At 60.6% G+C, this 15,809-nt stretch carries 16 protein-coding genes and 1 pseudogene; 7 read left to right on the top strand and 10 right to left on the bottom strand.

What is annotated here, in order from left to right:
* Positions 1–876: 876 nt before the first annotated feature.
* From OOB33_RS12980 to OOB33_RS12970, 3 genes are all read right to left on the bottom strand, one after another.
* A complete protein-coding gene (locus OOB33_RS12980; RefSeq protein WP_271008988.1) occupies positions 877–1,065 on the bottom strand; it encodes a hypothetical protein in 189 nt (62 codons plus the stop codon).
* Between the two features lie 141 nt (positions 1,066–1,206).
* Positions 1,207–2,802 (bottom strand): SAVED domain-containing protein, encoded by a 1,596-nt coding sequence (locus OOB33_RS12975; protein WP_271008987.1) that lies wholly within the window; start codon positions 2,800–2,802, stop codon positions 1,207–1,209.
* Between the two features lie 8 nt (positions 2,803–2,810).
* The gene (locus OOB33_RS12970) at positions 2,811–4,364 is read right to left on the bottom strand and encodes a nucleotidyltransferase (RefSeq protein ID WP_271008986.1); all 1,554 of its coding nucleotides are present in this window, start codon (positions 4,362–4,364) and stop codon (positions 2,811–2,813) included.
* A 165-nt stretch (positions 4,365–4,529) separates the two neighbouring features.
* Between OOB33_RS12970 and OOB33_RS12965 the strand changes: the two genes are divergently transcribed.
* Genes OOB33_RS12965 through OOB33_RS12955 form a run of 3 tightly spaced genes read left to right on the top strand, consistent with a single transcriptional unit; the run spans position 4,530 to position 6,372 of the window.
* Positions 4,530–5,144: a hypothetical protein gene (locus tag OOB33_RS12965; protein ID WP_271008985.1), complete on the top strand. Its 615-nt coding sequence runs from the start codon at positions 4,530–4,532 to the stop codon at positions 5,142–5,144.
* The gene (locus OOB33_RS12960; protein WP_271008984.1) at positions 5,141–5,536 is read left to right on the top strand and encodes a hypothetical protein; all 396 of its coding nucleotides are present in this window, start codon (positions 5,141–5,143) and stop codon (positions 5,534–5,536) included. The genes OOB33_RS12965 and OOB33_RS12960 overlap by 4 nt, the downstream gene beginning before the upstream one ends.
* Positions 5,533–6,372, top strand: coding sequence for an ImmA/IrrE family metallo-endopeptidase (locus OOB33_RS12955; RefSeq protein WP_271008983.1), 840 nt, complete (start codon positions 5,533–5,535; stop codon positions 6,370–6,372). The genes OOB33_RS12960 and OOB33_RS12955 overlap by 4 nt, the downstream gene beginning before the upstream one ends.
* Positions 6,373–6,710: 338 nt before the next feature.
* Here OOB33_RS12955 and OOB33_RS12950 read toward each other — a convergent pair whose 3' ends face one another.
* The 6 genes and pseudogenes from OOB33_RS12950 to OOB33_RS12925 form a co-directional block, all read right to left on the bottom strand.
* Positions 6,711–7,310, bottom strand: a complete 600-nt coding sequence (locus tag OOB33_RS12950; protein ID WP_271008982.1) for a hypothetical protein — start codon at positions 7,308–7,310, stop codon at positions 6,711–6,713.
* A gap of 110 nt (positions 7,311–7,420) precedes the next feature.
* Positions 7,421–8,221: a nucleotide-binding protein gene (locus tag OOB33_RS12945; RefSeq protein ID WP_271008981.1), complete on the bottom strand. Its 801-nt coding sequence runs from the start codon at positions 8,219–8,221 to the stop codon at positions 7,421–7,423.
* 160 nt (positions 8,222–8,381) lie between these two features.
* Entirely contained in the window at positions 8,382–8,861 is a 480-nt protein-coding gene (locus OOB33_RS12940; RefSeq protein ID WP_271008980.1) for a DUF3828 domain-containing protein, read from the bottom strand.
* A gap of 981 nt (positions 8,862–9,842) precedes the next feature.
* Positions 9,843–10,601, bottom strand: a complete 759-nt coding sequence (locus OOB33_RS12935; RefSeq protein ID WP_271010049.1) for a FecR family protein — start codon at positions 10,599–10,601, stop codon at positions 9,843–9,845.
* 129 nt (positions 10,602–10,730) lie between these two features.
* Positions 10,731–10,826 (bottom strand): annotated as a pseudogene (locus OOB33_RS12930) (DUF4880 domain-containing protein); the annotation flags it as partial.
* Positions 10,827–10,954: 128 nt separating this feature from the next.
* Positions 10,955–11,428, bottom strand: a complete 474-nt coding sequence (locus OOB33_RS12925) for an RNA polymerase sigma factor (RefSeq protein WP_271008979.1) — start codon at positions 11,426–11,428, stop codon at positions 10,955–10,957.
* A gap of 100 nt (positions 11,429–11,528) precedes the next feature.
* On the opposite strand from OOB33_RS12925, the gene OOB33_RS12920 reads away from it, so the two are divergent.
* Positions 11,529–11,798 carry a helix-turn-helix domain-containing protein gene (locus OOB33_RS12920; RefSeq protein ID WP_263569006.1) on the top strand — a complete coding sequence of 90 codons (270 nt, stop codon included), beginning with the start codon at positions 11,529–11,531 and terminating at the stop codon, positions 11,796–11,798.
* Positions 11,799–12,039: 241 nt separating this feature from the next.
* Positions 12,040–12,486, top strand: coding sequence for a hypothetical protein (locus OOB33_RS12915; RefSeq protein ID WP_271008978.1), 447 nt, complete (start codon positions 12,040–12,042; stop codon positions 12,484–12,486).
* Between the two features lie 53 nt (positions 12,487–12,539).
* Here the strand turns inward: OOB33_RS12915 and OOB33_RS12910 are convergent, their stop codons facing one another.
* Complete coding sequence (locus OOB33_RS12910; protein ID WP_442953008.1) at positions 12,540–13,499, bottom strand: integron integrase; 960 nt, start codon at positions 13,497–13,499, stop codon at positions 12,540–12,542.
* 794 nt (positions 13,500–14,293) lie between these two features.
* On the opposite strand from OOB33_RS12910, the gene OOB33_RS12905 reads away from it, so the two are divergent.
* Both OOB33_RS12905 and OOB33_RS12900 read left to right on the top strand, forming a co-directional pair.
* On the top strand, positions 14,294–14,689 hold the full coding sequence (locus tag OOB33_RS12905; protein WP_271008977.1) for a WapI family immunity protein: 396 nt from the start codon (positions 14,294–14,296) through the stop codon (positions 14,687–14,689).
* A gap of 116 nt (positions 14,690–14,805) precedes the next feature.
* Complete coding sequence (locus OOB33_RS12900; protein WP_271008976.1) at positions 14,806–15,330, top strand: hypothetical protein; 525 nt, start codon at positions 14,806–14,808, stop codon at positions 15,328–15,330.
* Positions 15,331–15,809: the final 479 nt, after the last annotated feature.

Below are 15,809 nucleotides of genomic sequence, written 5' to 3'. Positions count from 1 at the left end.
GTCACCAATACCGTCCGAGCGCACCACTGGACTGACCGACGACCGCGACGCCCCGGACGCCAACGAGCTAGTCTCAATCACTGCTGGCTAGCTCTGACAGTTTGATTCTGGCCCCGTCTATGACTGACGGTATTGCCGCCTCCGTTCACCCTCCGCTCGACGGTATCGGTGACGGTACCGTATCGCGACTTCGGACTGAACCGCCCCGATTTCCGCGGAAGGCAGTTGGTTTAGGTCAGACGGTCGCGGCATGACTGACCTACAGCTCAGGGCCGCTTTGAGCCTGCAGCAAACCGGGGCGTTCGGGCCGGCTTGCTAGGCCGGCCTTGATCAGGCGACAGGAATCGGCGGTGACGCTGTCGGTCAGGGCAGCCGGCGCTGGATCACCGGTGTTCGTCGTTGGCGCCGCTCAGGACTCAGGCGTCGAACGTCTCAGATCAGCCTGAAGGCATCGTTGGCCGTCGGCCGGCATCTATGCAGCGGTTGATGCCAGTCAGACCGGCCGGCCCGACGATCAGGTGTCGGGCCCACAGCGGTCACCCGCGAGCGGCTGCTATGCGCCGACCGGCCCGTCTGCTCCGCATAGGTTTAGTAGTAAAGGCGCTCGCTGGGGCCCTGAGCGCCGGCGCGATGGCTCTCCAGCCATTCTCGGCCCATGCAGTGCTGCGCGATGACGAGCCTGTTTCCTGCGGCGACGCCGAGGTAAGACCAGCCGGAGTTGCCAATGCGCGGAAAGCCGGGTTTTAGCGAGCGGACATTTATCTCCACTGCCAGTTGGTGGGACTGCAGCATTAGCATGGACGTGCAAGTTTGCAGGTCAGCGCTGACGGTGTTGCAGACGTCCAGCTCCGCCACTGCGAGGTCGGGGAGGAAAGCCTACACGTCATCCTGAAGGCTGATGATGAGCATCTCGCTGTCGACGCCGAGTTGGTCAGGGAGCGCGTCGTTAGGCACGACCACCGCTATGGCGGCGTCGCTCTCCAGGTTCCGGGCTCTCCAGCAGATGAGGCTGTGGAGCTCGCTGAACTGCGGGAAGGCCGCATCTACTTCGATGTCTTGGATCATGGTGATAGGCATCTTGGTGCGTGATAGTTGGTCTGCTCCAACGTATCCGTACCGGTTTTAGCCTTCAGGACGAGCTCCAAGTATCGAACGTCTAGCCTTGTCAGGCGGGACCTTGGTCTTCGGCGGGGGCAATCGTGCTGCTCAGACCAGCGATATCGATTGATGGGTCTGCAACTCCGTTGCTGTGGTGTTGGCGATGGCAATAGTTGGTAGGAATGAGCCGTTTGCTCCGGGCTTGCTCTCGTAGCAGATGACCGTGGCGTGGTTGCGCGCTTGCAGCTTCTGGCCGACCTTGAAGCACGCGCTAGCCGGGGCGCCGATGAACAGGTGGATCGTCGAAACGTGCCACTGGTCCTGAAGCGTGCGGATGGCGTCCTCGACCGCCAGAGCGAACAGGTCGATGTCGCTGGTATGCGAGAACACGCTGTGCTTGAGGTCGTCGACGTTGGCGGTCGTGACATGCATGGCACCCACCTTGAATGCGCCATCGGCGTAGAGCGACGGCGGAAGTCGCTCCGGCGCCAAGCCAAATGTCAGGGAGACGATGAGGCACGCTTCGTTGCCGCCGGCATGCGGTGCGAGCTCGGTTGCGGTGTACTTGCCCGGCGCGGGAGCAGGCGTGTTTTCGTCGAACGCCCAAGGTCCACCCGGCAGACCGGCCGGCCGATCTCGATTGAACTGGAAGACCGTGACCCTGGTGCCCTCGCCGACGACGCGCCCGGCCAGCGTCAGGAAGGACGTGCCGTGCAGCGGGAAGACTGCAACCGGCATTCGCGTGCCATCGTCCTTCAGCGTGCCGTTGAGGCGCTTGCGAAGCATCGGGAGATCCTCCGCCAAGCTGTTGAACGCGGTCCCCCAATAGGTCGGGCTATGCGGGTCATGCAGGCGGCCCTCGTTGGACAGGTGGCGCTCTGGACCGCCGGATGCCATTCGCAGCTGCCTTGTCCACATGGCCTCTTCGGCGTCGCGCTGGTTGAACCGCGGCGACTGCGCCGTGATGTTGCCCATGATGACCAGCGGAAGTACTTCCGGATACTGCAGCGTGTTGAGTAATCGCCGAACCTCATTGATGCTGTCCTGGCGCATCTTGTTCAGCACGTCCACGGTGAAGCGATCCGGGTCCACACGGTCGATGCGGCGATGGCACTCGTCGCACATCAGCATGATGTTGTCGATGTCGCTCGACCGTTGGCCTGACAGCAAAGCATCGCCGCGCGGCCCCTTGGCGGAAGAAGCAATGATGTGGGCGAAGTACGAGAAGTTGCCCGGCGTGCCGCTCAGGCTCTCACGTCGCAGATCCTTGCCGCAGCCGGAGAACTGGCATCGCCAGCCGGCGAGGTAGCCGAGGTGGTTGAGATCGTCTTTGGCCGGAGAAGCGCCGCGGCCGTCAGAGCCGGTGAGCGCGTCTGCAGCTGCGAGCCAGGCATCGACGAAGGTGGCGTCAACCGGGCTGCCCACCACTGTAGCAAAGTCCATAGCTGCCAACGCGCCGGGGACTTCACACCAAGCCAGATTGGCGGCATCAGCGATGGGCTGGGCGGCCACGCCGCTCTTGAGGCCAAAGTCTCCTCGGGCAACCTCCTTCCACGCGCCCGTACCATCGTCGGCCGCGATGCGGGCGGTGTACGCGTTGGTCAACACCATGACCTTTGCGCCGGACGCAGCCAAGTCGCGCAAGACCTGCGCGAGGGCGTTGTCGCTGGCGGGAACGACGCTCGATGCTTCAGCAGCTGGCATGGCTGATCTCAGGCAATGTTGACGACAAAGACACCGCTGCGGGCGACCAAGAGCCCGTTCTTGACGATGAAGCACTCCAGCGTGTGCGTGCCGGTGTACGCCGTGGCGTCTCGGTAGACCAGCGAGCCGACACCCACTGTGCCCTTGTTGAAGCCGCCCCGCAGCGATCGAGCCTGCGTGGCTTCCAGCCCCGAATTGACCACCTGCCAATAGACGTCATAGGGCGCGGGCACGTCCGTGTGAGCCTCGAACTTCAGGTCCAGGTTTTTCCGCAACGGCTGGGAGTCGCTGTAGAAGCGCATGGGGCGGGAGAAGCCATTGCTCTGCCAGGTCGCCTTGTCGATGCGCACGTGTCCCATGCGCACGGCGGGCCAGGTAGGTGCTTGGCGGTGCGGGGCGCTCAAGAGTGCGGCCGCGCGCGGAACCAGGGAGAGCAAAGTGCGCTTGCCCTGGGTGGCGGGAACGCTTGCCAGCACCGCTGTGCGACGCCCAGAGAAGCGCTCTGCGGCCTCCATCAAGACCTTGGGCTCCCATTGCGAGGTAAGCTCCTTGAGGTCAGCGCGAGCGCGCTGAAGCCAGGTGAAAAACGCTTCGCGGCGCTTGGGATACTGGCGCCAGCGGTCTGCAAAGTTTTCGGCCGGGTCGGTGGGGTTTAGGATGACCGGAAAGCCCTGCGCGTCGTACTGGATGAACGAGTCCATCCGCGCCAAGATTCCCTGCAGCGCCTGGGCAACCGTCGGCTCGCTTTGATAGGCCAGCGCCGACAGCGTGGTCAGGATGACGGAGATGGGTTTGTCAGTCGGGTCGTCGGCGAACATCAGGTCGCGGTGGCGCTTCAGGACCTGGATGCCCTGCTGCAGGGGCGTCTTCACTCGGTACGAAGGGATGTCCTCCACGGAAGCCCGCGCTTCCAGCGCCATGGCGTTGCGGCGCGCCTCGAAGACGGTGCGCATCCGGCTGCGGAACCATTCGGTGTACCCGCGCGGGTTGCTGTGGGGCCAGGCGTCGCTCACCTCACGGTAGCGTGGGTGCTCGTTGTCGGTGATCGCGATGGCGGTGTCCGACCAGGTGTTCGTCAAGCCGCGCGATGCCAAGACGCGACGTTGGCCCTCGGCATCCGGGATGGCGGGGAGGGCGTCCAGGTGGAACTGGGCGCCGTCCGCGTAGTCCAGCGTCCAGCAGCGCCGGCTTTCCCCGACCTGCTTCATGCCGTGGGCCTTCGCGTACAGCTTCATCTCGTGGCCGAGCAACTCCTTCAGGCGCTGCTGGGACATGGCTTTGGTGGCGGCCTTCAACTCGCAGACCAGGTCGACGTCGTAGTGCTCGTCCTCGTTCACTGGCCGGATAGGGATGCCCAGCTTGAACGAGCCCTGCACGTAGACGTCCGGCTCCAGGTCCTTCAGCGTCGACTCCTCGCGGCAGAGCCACTCACCGACAGATTTGAATCGGCGCCTGGCTTCTTCGTACCGGGAAGGCGGAACGTCGAGTTCCTGCGCCAGGCGCTCCAGGTAGGCAGAGGAGGCGAGGGTGATGGATGCCGGGGTCAGGAGGTTGGTGCTCATCGGTCGGGCTTTCGAGGTCTTACACAGCTGCAGCATCGGATGAAACCCAGGTGCCACACTGACTAAGACGCCCCAAAATGGCGCCGCGGACGCACCTTTGAAAAAAATTTAGGCAGGGCGTCCGCAGGCAAGCTGCCAGGCGTCTTTAAAGGAGGAAGCCCCTACATGTCCCAAGAATTCGATGAGTCCGACGACCCGCCTGTGACCGGCGCCCGCCTGAACCCTGCGCAGGTCGATGCGGCGATCCGGGCGCTGGCGGCATCTGCAGCGGACTGGAGCCGCCTGGAAACCATCGCCGGCGTGCTGTGCGGCGGCGTTTCAGAACTGACCGGTGACGACCTGCTGCACGAGGCGCTGACCCGCTTCATGGAAGGTCGGCGTGTCTGGCCAGCCGACGTGCATCCGGTGGTTGTCGTAAAGAACGCCATGCGCAGCATCGCGAGCGACGCGCGCAAGCGCGCTGAGCTGAGCCCGGTGGATGAGGCCGTTGCGCTGGCGGACGGCCAGCCGGCAGATGAGACCGATATCCGGCGCCAGGCGCAGGGCAAGGTGACTATCACGCCCGAAGACTCGCTGTCCGGCAAGGAGCAACTAGTCGCCGTCTACGCCGCGGTGGCCGGTGACGAGGAACTGGAGATGCTGGTGATGGCTTGGGCCGACGGCCTGCGCGGCGACGAAGCGGCCGGGGCTCTCGATTGGGACAAGAAGAAGTACGAGGCTGCCCGCAAACGGCTGGAGCGCCGTTTGAAGACCGTGGACCCCGACCGGAGAACGAAATGAACAAGCCCTCGAACTTTGACAACTTTGTGGACGCATTGGCCGCAGAGTTGATTGCAATGCCTGATGACCAGGTGCTCGAGGGGGTAGATATGGCCGCTACCGAGAGCCGAGCGCAGGCACTTCTGAAGTCAGCCAGGACTGCAGCTGGCAAGCGTCGGATGGCCGCTGCTCGGGCCGGGGTTGAAGCCAACCGTGCGCTGTCAGATGCATCGTCACATCAGGCGGGAGCGGTGTCACTTGACGAGGCGAAGCGGTTCATCGCTCAGGCTCAGAACGACCCTCGATTTACGTTGGCTGCCAGAAAGCTCGGCGAGATGCCACCGGAGGAGGTGCTGAGGCTTTACTGGCAGATGAAAAGACTTGAGCAAGCTGGCAAGGACGACGAGGCATGACTCCCGGTGAGCACGCCGAAGCTGTCATCGAAAGTCTGGGTATCAGCAGCGTAGAGGAACTGGACGTCGAAGCGATTGCCTTTGATGCCGGCGTCGAAGTGGTCTACGAGCAGCTCAGCGGCTGCGAAGCGACGCTTGTCGGTGTGGGAGATCGAGCTATCGCTACGATCAACCCTTCCAGCTATCGTGGTCGGGAGCGCTTTTCGGTAGCGCACGAACTTGGCCATTGGACGCTGCACCGCGGCCGTTCGTTCCGGTGCCGGGTAGATGCCGTTGAAGACAACTTTTCCTCGTCGACCGCGCTTGAGAAGGAAGCCGACACGTTTGCTTCCCATCTGCTGATGCCAGCAAGCCTGTTCCACGAGGCCCTTCGCGGCGTGGATCGCCCAAACTTCAAGCAGCTGAGTGACGTTGCACAGCGGTTTGAGACCAGCTTGACCGCCACAGCCTTGCGCCTGGTGGGCGTTGACACGCTGCCCGTCATCATTGCTTGCTACTCCAAGGATGGGCTGCGCTGGCAAGCAACTGCCAAGCATGTCCCCCGTCGGTGGTATCTGAAGGACACCGTCGACGAAGACAGCTTCGCCTACGACCTGCTCTATGAGGGCAAGGAGTGCCGCATCCTGGGGAAGCAGTCTGCCGATGCTTGGTTCACCAACTCGGACGCTGACAGGTATGAGGTTTTTGAGCAGTGCGTTCGACTGCGAGGGGACGAAGTACTGGTGCTGCTCTATCTGGCGGATTCGAAGATGCTCTCGGCAGGCTTTGACCCGACCGTTGGGAACAGGAAGTACAACGAGCACGGGTCGTACCTGGCACCTCGAGGCAGGCGATGAACTGCTCAGGGGCGTAGCAGATGCGAGGAAGGATTCGTGTCTTACCGCGGGAGATCTCCCGGGTGTCGCAGGCCGTGGGCCTGCGACTGGGCGGCGGGCAGCTTTTCGGCAGTTCACGTGACGATGTCGTCGTCAGCTCTGGGGTTGGAAGCGTCCGATGGCCGGATTCAGTGCGACCGGCTGCAATCAGCCTGAAGGCGTCATTGGCCATCGGTCGGCTGCTATGCAGCAACGGCGGTCCTTCGTTTTACCGAACTCGACGCCTGAAAGCGATCACTCAACGTTGAAGCTCTGCCGCAAGCGTCGGCTTGCCGGTGCGCGTCGGCTCCAGCGGCTGGTTAGGCCTCACCTTCCAAGAGTCCGCAGACGGCGTCGACGAAGACCGGAACTTCAAGCAGCAGCCACCACTCCTGTCGCCCGTGGCGGCCACCAAGTCTTACCAGCCCAGATAGGTGCTGCCAAGGCATCGCCTCTGTCTTCTCCTGCTCACCTGTTTGGTCTCCTTCTCTGGCGTGCTGCCAACCCTCCCACATGTACTCGTCGTACTTGTGTGGCTCGACGCCGTCTGTCGTATGCGTTTCGACGGTGGAAGCATGAATGAGCTTGTTGCAAGTCTCACGTAGGCTCAGCTTATCGAACATCATGCAGTTGTGCCGCTTGTTGACGACATCGCGGTTGGCAACGTACCTAACTCGATCTGGATCGTCTGCCCTACGCGAATTCATCTGATCGTCGAGCGTTCGCACAGCGATGGCGATACTCAGTAACAGTCGTGTTAGTTCGCGAGGAAAGAAGGCGCGTTCCAGCTGCGCGGCGGGGTCAGGATACTCGTGCGTTGGATCGCTGTGCCGCGCGATCTCTTTGTTGGCGTAGAAGAGGCAAATCAGCTGATAGCAATTAAGCTTGATCGACTCGCGATCAAGAACGTAGGAGGTCAACGGCTGCACTTGTCAGGCTTAACGTTGAAGCTGAGCCGCGAGCGGCTGCTTGCCGACGCGAGTCGGCTCAAGCGACTGATTCGGCCTAACCGCGTGGTGAAAGACCTTCGTCACTGCGATTCAGCGACTTGGTAGCCGCAGGCCTTAAGCTCTTTGAGCACTTCGAGTTTCCACGCTCCAAACTGGTCAAGTGAAACGTAGACAACCCCACTAATGTCGTTTGGTGTTTCGATGTCGCCCTGGACCAGGGCACAGACGTTCTCGCGCCCCAGTTTGGCCATCAGATAACCGTGTTCGAACACGACGTTCTGCCTAGCGCGATTCTTCGGCGGAATCTTCGTCTCATGAACACCGCGGCCATGATCGCAGGCGGTATAGAGAACTAAAGCAAAGTCCGCATCATTCGAGTAGTGCTCAATTTTCTCGATGATGGTCATTCCAGCGCTCGCCTGCTCGTGAAGGACGATGGTCTCTATTCCTTGGTGTTCAATGAAGCGACTGACTTCCTGCTTGACTTCATTGTTACGGCCGTGAACTATGAAAACCTTCCGCTTGTTCCGCGTTATCGAGGATTCCTTCTGCCGTTCCCGTACGTTAGTTCGGTTCTGCAGCGACTTCAGATCATCAAATTCAAGCGCGTCGAGCAGGGGCGTGAACTGCTCGGACAAGTAGGTCCGACGCTCGGCATACGATTTGAATTTTGGCTGAATGAAGCCCCAGAAGGACTCCAGGTTCCTGTGTGTCTTTACCCAAGCAGGAAGCGCGTCTGCGATCGTAGGGTCAGAGAGCAATTGGTGTCTTAGCCGCTCGTACTCGCTGGATTCCGCGGCCTTTCCTGTTGCATGCGCGACAAGCAAGTTGAGTAAGTAACTCACCTTCTCGAAGTCGGTCTTCAGGAACTCAATGCTCATTGCTGGGTGTCAGTCGTTCGGGGGTCAATCGTCGCATGTTCTTTAACGTGCGCGCCAAGGGTCGGCTGTTTTGAGGCCTAACGTCGAAGTTGAGCTGGCGCCGAAGGCGATCGGCTCGAATGACGGGTTGAACAGATGGCCACACCGCCAACTACAGCGCTCATTCCCGCGCCTCCAGGAGCTTCCCGAGTCGCTGGCCATCTTCATACTGGATGTCGTCGATGAGCCATCTGGCGTCGGGCTTTTGTAGCAAGAACTTCATGCTGATGCGCTTTCCATTGCCGGGATAGTCGAAGTACACGTTAACGGTTGCCGGCGTCTCGCCAGGAACGACCTTCAGCCTAGCTGCACCAGGATCTTGTGATGCCCAGATCGGACTGAAATCAAGCTTGCAGATTTCCCGCGTTCGCGCCACACATTGGCGGTCGTTTCGAAGTAGCTTGATTAGCCGAGGGGAGAAATAGCGCGACCAGACAGCGTCAGACTGGGAAAGAAGCCCTGGACCAGCGGTCGGCGTGTCGATTACAGCTTCCCATGCGAAGTCGCGATAGAGCCGCACCACGGGGTCGAGCTCATTCGGAGGCGCTGGGAAGGCCAATGTCGGCAAGAAGCCCAGCAGGAATACAGCGCGATGGATCATTCAGCTGTTCAACGTGTTGTAGGGAGACAGGCACTGCGCTCTAACACCGGAACGTGCTGCATAAACTCCGACAGGTTGGCGTTCCAAAGTGCCTGCTGCACGACACTTTCTCCCCGCATGACTGCAACTCCATACAGTGCCAAATTTACCCACAAATCCGGCAGCTTGTTACATCGACTTCTGTGCATTTCCGGAGCGCAGTAGCAGTGTATGTTGCCACGACTCGGCGGGTTAGCACCTGCATGCAAACACCTGCCCGCGATGATCTGCACCGTCTGCTGGCGATCGGCGGCAAGGCGGAGCACGGCCCCTTGGATTCGCCGTCCGTACCGGCGCCGCCGCAAAGCGGCCGCTGGTGAACTTACGCTCTCAGCCTAAACCTGCCTTCTAAATCCATCAGATCAACATAGCGCCCGGGTCCGCCAAAACCCCAATCCACAGCAGCGCGCGGAAAGGCAAGATTGGCATCCAAATGCTGGCAGCTAGCCTATCCTGCACTCAGTTTTTCTACTGTTCTTGGCCTTCAAAGCTGCGGCCAAGCGCTGAAATTCGGGGCCAAGTCATCGCCAACGCCTAACTTTCCGAGCGCGCGGTGAGCCTAGTCGCTAGCCAACCGGCAGAAACCTGGCGGATGTGAACCGAAACCGGACCATATCCGGACCATATCCGGACCGTATCCGGACCAAAACCGGACCGTAAGCGAACCGTATCCGGACCAAAAGCGGACCATATCCGGACCGCATCCGGACCCTTTTGAGCACAGCGCGCGTTTAGCCTCCCAGGCGCGACATTAAGTCGGCCTGAACGGGCTCCGGCGGCCCGGCATCGAGCGTGGCGAGTGTCAGCGGTGCCGGTCTGGCCACAGGCCTGTCCGGCACGGGGGCGCGTTCATGCACCGCATGGAGGCAGTGAAGCCCCCGCCCGCTGGCACGGGAAAGGGCCGCCTCTCCCCTGCCCTGCTGCTGCACCAGCAGCATCGTTTCAGCGGGGAGCCAACTCCAAACGATCAGAGTGCTCTCTGACGTCAAAGCCATGCAGCGCCGCCACAGCACGCGCAAAGCTCGCACTGTCGCCGGTCCTGAACAGGCCACTGACTCGCAGCGCCTTGAGCCTGTCGGCATCGACCATCACGATGGGCTTCGAGCTATAGCGGTTCATCTCGGCCACGGCCTCGTTGAGGGTGACATCGTCAAACGAGGATTCACCACGTGTCCAGGCCACAGCCCGATCCAGACCTGGCCGATCAACTCGAGCCTTGGACATCCGTGGAGCAGCCATTGCGCCATCAACGCGCACACGCTCCCCAGCCTTCATCACGACCGGACCCGAACCAGCAACTTCCGCTGCGGCCAACAGGCCAGTCTGAGGCCGCAAAACAACCTGCCCCTCGATCAAGGTCACTTCGAGCGAGGTGCTGACCGCTTGACTGCTCGGCCTCAAGTGCACGAGAAACGCAGTTCCAGTCGCTTTGACCTCGGTCTCGCCCGCAGTCACCAAGAAGGGGCGGCTGGTGTCCTTGGCCACTTCGAACAGCGCCTCCCCAGCCTCGACTTCAACGAGCCGCTGAGACGAACTATGACTTGCACGGACTTTTGTGGCAGTGTTCAAAGACATGCGACTGCCATCCGCCAGCATCACCACCCGGTGCTCCCCCACTCCCGTGGCGTACACCTCTCCGGTTTGCCATGGCTGCAGCGCCAAGACCAGCACGGAGGCCAGCACCAGGAACAGTGCCGCCAAGGCCCACTGCATAGGCCTGGCGACTCTCACGCGCTGCTCTGGAGACCTTTTTGCACTGCCCCAGGCGTTGGCGTAGGCACTGAGACTGAGATTCGCAACCGCCAGCCATGTCTCCGTACATCGTTCAAAGGCAAGCTGATGCGCGGATGACTGGGCCTGCCACGCCAAGCACTCGCGCTCCATGGCCTGCGTCCGGCTGGGGCCATGCAATCGGGCAACCCACACAGCGGCTTCAGCAGCGATGTCAGGCGTCACCAAAGGCGGTGAATGTCCTCTCGCATCCTCAGACAGCCCAAGACGTTCACTGTCCACCCGCCCTGCCCTACCGGGCTCCCCATCAAACTCAGCGACCACTACCAACCTTCCATCCAGCTAGTCAGCTGCAGGGTGGCCTTGGCGACATGCTTTTCCACCGTGCTGGTGCTCAAGCCATGATTCTGGGCAATCTCTTGGTAAGTCAAACCATCGATCCGGTGTGACAGAAAAATGTCCCGGGTCTTATCAGTCAAGCGCCCTAACCCAAGGCTTAAACGCGCCATGCGCTCCCGAGCCAGCACGATCGCCTCAGTGCCAGGAGCGGTGTCAAGCAGGACAACCTCGTCCACCATCAGCTGTTCACCGTGGCAGACGCTAGACCGGTGAGCATCAATGGACAGATTCAGAGCCGTTCGCATCATGAAAGCCTCAGGCTTGGCAACCACCTGCTCACCTTCATAGCAAGCCAGGCGAACCCAAGCCTCCTGCACAAGGTCGTCAGCGTCGTGCACAGAACGACCTCGGCGCAACAACGCGGCGCGAATGTGCTCTAGGGTTTGAGGTAGCTTCATCACCGTCCCTGTCAGATCGATTGCGTACCCAATCAAGATAGACGATTTTCGTCTATTTTTCTTTTTACAGGAAGGTGCCGGCAAACCCCGATGCCGGTCAATGCAAAAGAACCTACACACGCAAGAACAGCTCCTGCTACGCGAGCTACTTATTGAGATGCGCACCGAAGCAGGCCTCACGCAAGTTTCTCTCGCGGAGAAACTGAACTGGGAGCAGACGCATGTCAGTCGCGTTGAACGAGGCGTTAGGCGATTGGATGTGCTCGAGCTTCGGCTTTGGGTTTCAGCCCTGGGAACGTCTCTGCCGCAGTTCGTCAAAGCGCTTGAACAGCGCTTGGAGTCCCACACCCAGCCACAGCTACGACGGTAGGAACGGCCCTGCGGTTCAACTCAACTTGGCAGGATGCTTAACAACGGCCGCGCGTGCCGAAGCAATGCAGAAGTCTCATTGACCGCCATTGCCGTCAAACCGGGAATCGGTACCTGACGGCGAACGGCTGCATCCGTTGCACTGCTACCGTTGGCGGCGCGAAGACAAATCCGAGACGCTGATTGCAGTCGGTCAGACTCGGCAATCGTGGGGCAGCAATGTGCCCAAAGCCGAAGTTCGTTTGAACCTCAGCACCGGGCTGGATGCCGACAATCGGCGGGCCAGGGTGGACAATGGTTCGACTATGTTTAACTGGCTTCGACGACGACAGCATTCGACCCCGCCAGATGAGCGGGCGGAGATGCGAGCAACGACGCTCTACCCAAACCCTGGGCTGCAATTTTCCGACTCGCTTCTCGACGCGGCAGCCTGGAGAGAAAGGACGCTCAGAGATCCGGTTTGGCGCGGGATGTACGAGGCTCTTCCAGAGTTGCCGGATCAGTTCCCTGCTGTCACTGAGGAAGAAATTCGAGATGCGGAGGAACGGGCGTCACAACTTGTGGCAGCGGCATATTTCTCTGCTGACTATGACGGACGGGGTACCGTGTACTTGAAGCAGAACTTTCCAGGGTTTAGCGACAAGACCTACTCTATGGTCTACATGTACGGTAGCTGGCTGTCTCGGTGAGTTGGGCGTAGCGTGTCGGCTTGCGGCCAGTAGCAGGCGTAGACGAAGGGCAGCTATTCGGCTGGCCATGGCTGCGGCCGTCGACCTGCCGATTGAAGGCTCAATGAATCCATCGGACTGCGCACGCCTGCGCCGCCCATCTTGAGCACATGTGTGTAGATCATGGTTGTTGCGACGTCGGAATGGCCCAGCAACTCCTGAACGGTGCGGATGTCATAGCCCGCTTGCAGCAGGTGGGTCGCAAATGCGTGACGCAGGGTGTGTGGCGTCGCCGGCTTGGGGATGCCCGCAGCAGCAGTCGCCCGTTTGAATGCACGCTGGAAGGTTTGGTCGTACAGATGATGCCGTCTGACCACGCCGCTCTGCGGATCAGTGGAGTGATCGGCCTGAGGAAAAACCCAGAACCACACCCATGAGGCACCGGCCCTCGGATACTTACGCTCCAGCGCATCCGGCATGAAGACGCCACCCCGCCCGGCCTCTTGATCTTGCATCCACATCGAACGAGCCGCATTGAGTTGCCACCGCAAGCCCTGGGCCAGGCTCTGCGGCAACATGACCACCCGATCCTTGCCGCCTTTGCCCTCACGAACGATGACCGCCGCGTGGTCAAAGTCCAGATCCTTCACCCGAAGCTGCAGCGCCTCAGTGATCCGCATGCCAGTGCCATAGAGCAACTGAGCCAGCAGGCGATGGGTCCCCTCCAAATGATCCAGCACGGCCAACACTTCGGCTTGGCTCAAGACCACCGGCAGGCGTCGCTTCACCTGAGGGCGCCCTATGTCCGTCATCCACGGCAAAGAAAGACCCAAAACCTTTCCGTAGAGAAACAGCAGTGCCGACAAGGCCTGGCGGTGCGTTGAAACCGCCACTTCCCGTTCGTTCGAGAGCCAACTCAGATAAGCCTCGACCTCCGGACCTCCCATCTCTGCCGGGTGGCGAATGCCATGGAAGCGTATGAAGGCCCGACACCTGTGCACATAAGCCTCCTCGGTGCGGCGGCTGTAATGCAAGTAGCGGATCCGCTCACGGACCTGGTCGAGAAGCTTGACCGACTGCAGCGGAGGCAGTTGAGACGGGGGCGGGCGAAGAAGGCCGCGGGCAACTGACCGAGCTCCCCCTGCAAGAGTGATTGACGGACTGAGCATGCTTGCCTCCAATCAACGGCACGCAGTCCGTCGTCGGGCAAACCACAAAGATCTAGCCCGTTAGGACTGGCAAACTGCCTGCGCCGCTTTTGCCGGATTTGATAGTACTGTATAAATACACATGTATGCAACGCAAACCCAGACTTGGTGCGCCCTACAGGCAGGTAGGGGGTGCCGCATTAGGGAGACAGCTGACCGTGATAAACGGACACACCTGTCTCCCTACAACACGTTGGGCATCGCAAACATGACCGCATTCGTCCGCAATCTTTCTCTTGGCCTCTCCGCCCTTTGTGTTTTCGCGGGCATTTTGGCGGACTCGTTGCTGGCCCTACTGGGGATCCGAATCACGTCGCAAGCGGAACTTCGTTGGTGGCTAATCGTAGGAATGCCACTTGTTCTCTGGCTTTCATACGTATGGTTGAATCGGCAACCAGCCAAGACTGCGCTCGCCGCTGCCATTCAGTCTATTGGGCTGATTGCGCTCTCTGCGTCACCCATTTGGTGGGTGCTCCGACAAGCCCATTAGGCACGGCCTTCGATGCCCAACCCGTCGCTCAACCGGACCCGCAACGGCACGCCGCCTTCGGGCCTCATTTCATTCTGGCCCTTCGGTGTCCTGCCGTCGTGGGCCGGTTAGCTTCAACGTTAGGCTTCATATGCCCGCCATCCAGCTCGGTTCGGAGTCCGAGTACGTTCGAATTTCGCTTCGGAACCCGCATCCCACCGAGGGTTGGTGCCAAGCGTCGGTGGAGATAGTCGTGCCCTGCTTCAGCGGTCGTGTTGAGCCTTGGCTTGAAGCAGGCGACATTGAGCGCTTCGAAGCCGAACTCAAGCAGTTGTACCAGTCGCTCAAAGGTGAAGCCAGACTCCAACCGCGAGAAGAGCAATTCACGCTGCTGGTCCAGGCACAAGCGGCAGGGCATATCACCGTTAGCGGAGTCGCATGGTCCGAAGCTACCTTCGGCAACAAGCTCGCATTCGCTATAGAGCTCGATCAGTCGTACCTTCCAAGTACGCTGTCCCAGTTGGCCGTCGCCACGAGCGCAAAGTGAAGCCTAACCCTTCGCTGGAGCCGACTCGCAACGGCCGGCCACTTCAGGCCCCCATTTCATTCTGGGCCTTGCGTGCCCAGCCGCAGCTCGCGGCTCAGCTTCAACGTTAGGCGTCATTGAACACCGCCCTCGCCATCGCTCTTGTGGTCGCGCTTACTGGCGCTGGCCAAAGCTCCGTCTCTGAGAAGCGGCTCAGCGCCGGGGCAGCGCTCGCACAAATTCGCTCAAATGGTCCCGCTGCGTTCATCAAAGCCTACGAACACTCTGCGGCCTGGGATCGCGACATTCTGTTCGGCATTGAAGATGCCGAGACCTCGTGGCTGAAGGCAGCAAAGCTACTCAAGCCACATGCTGACGGGGCCGTAGCCGAGGAAATCGGGCTAGCGCTATACGGAGCTCTACCGAAGCGACCGTTTGCGGTCATTCCAGTCCTTATGCACGTCTATCGCAGCACTGCCGAAGAGGTTTGCACACAAACCTTTGAGGCGGCAGCACCACCGCAGGGGATCGAGACATACCTATCTCAGCTTGAGACAGCGCTGAGCCGCGCTCGATCTCGCACTGAAATCGCCTTGGCACATCAGTGCCGCAAAGGTGTAATCGCTACGCGAGACTATGTGAGGGACACGGTAAAGAAATGACGCCTAACACTTCGCTCGAGTGGACCTCCGCCAGCTGGCCGCGCTACGCTGCCTGTACATTTTCAGCTGCGCGCGGCCAGCTGGCTGCGGCCCCTCAGCTTCAACGTTAGGCCTCGTCGCCGTATAGCTATGAATCAACCTGAGAAAGTCACCTTTCGAGGCGTATCGGTGATCGCTGGATGGCCTGAGAGAGTTCAGCAGGCGCAGCTGTCACCAACATGTGAGATTGGCGGCAAGGATGTTCCCCGAGTTCGCTATGGCGAAGAGGAAGACGACTGGGGTGCCGACGCGCGCCCGTGTCATGACTGTGTTGCCGTGAAGGGTGAGTTTCATGTTGAAGGCTGCGATGTTGAGCGATGCGCTGGTTGCGGTGGCCAACGCTTCAACTGTGATTGCGAGGCAGATGATGGATCAAGCGAGGCCTAACTGGTCGCTCGAGTGGACCTGCGCCAGCTGGCCGCGCTACGCTTCCTGGCCAT

Source organism: Paucibacter sp. B51 (genome assembly GCF_027863535.1).
Taxonomy (GTDB): domain Bacteria; phylum Pseudomonadota; class Gammaproteobacteria; order Burkholderiales; family Burkholderiaceae_C; genus Paucibacter_A; species Paucibacter_A aquatilis.
This window is presented reverse-complemented; position numbering and strand designations above follow the sequence as displayed.

Coding starts and splice junctions, on each gene's coding strand:
- OOB33_RS12925 (WP_271008979.1), bottom strand. CDS start 11,428: ATGAAGCTACCTCAAACCCTAGAGCACATTCGCGCCGCGTTGTTGCGC.
- OOB33_RS12975 (WP_271008987.1), bottom strand. CDS start 2,802: ATGCCAGCTGCTGAAGCATCGAGCGTCGTTCCCGCCAGCGACAACGCC.
- OOB33_RS12965 (WP_271008985.1), top strand. CDS start 4,530: ATGTCCCAAGAATTCGATGAGTCCGACGACCCGCCTGTGACCGGCGCC.
- OOB33_RS12940 (WP_271008980.1), bottom strand. CDS start 8,861: ATGATCCATCGCGCTGTATTCCTGCTGGGCTTCTTGCCGACATTGGCC.
- OOB33_RS12955 (WP_271008983.1), top strand. CDS start 5,533: ATGACTCCCGGTGAGCACGCCGAAGCTGTCATCGAAAGTCTGGGTATC.
- OOB33_RS12980 (WP_271008988.1), bottom strand. CDS start 1,065: ATGATCCAAGACATCGAAGTAGATGCGGCCTTCCCGCAGTTCAGCGAG.
- OOB33_RS12960 (WP_271008984.1), top strand. CDS start 5,141: ATGAACAAGCCCTCGAACTTTGACAACTTTGTGGACGCATTGGCCGCA.
- OOB33_RS12905 (WP_271008977.1), top strand. CDS start 14,294: ATGCCCGCCATCCAGCTCGGTTCGGAGTCCGAGTACGTTCGAATTTCG.
- OOB33_RS12920 (WP_263569006.1), top strand. CDS start 11,529: ATGCAAAAGAACCTACACACGCAAGAACAGCTCCTGCTACGCGAGCTA.
- OOB33_RS12945 (WP_271008981.1), bottom strand. CDS start 8,221: ATGAGCATTGAGTTCCTGAAGACCGACTTCGAGAAGGTGAGTTACTTA.
- OOB33_RS12970 (WP_271008986.1), bottom strand. CDS start 4,364: ATGAGCACCAACCTCCTGACCCCGGCATCCATCACCCTCGCCTCCTCT.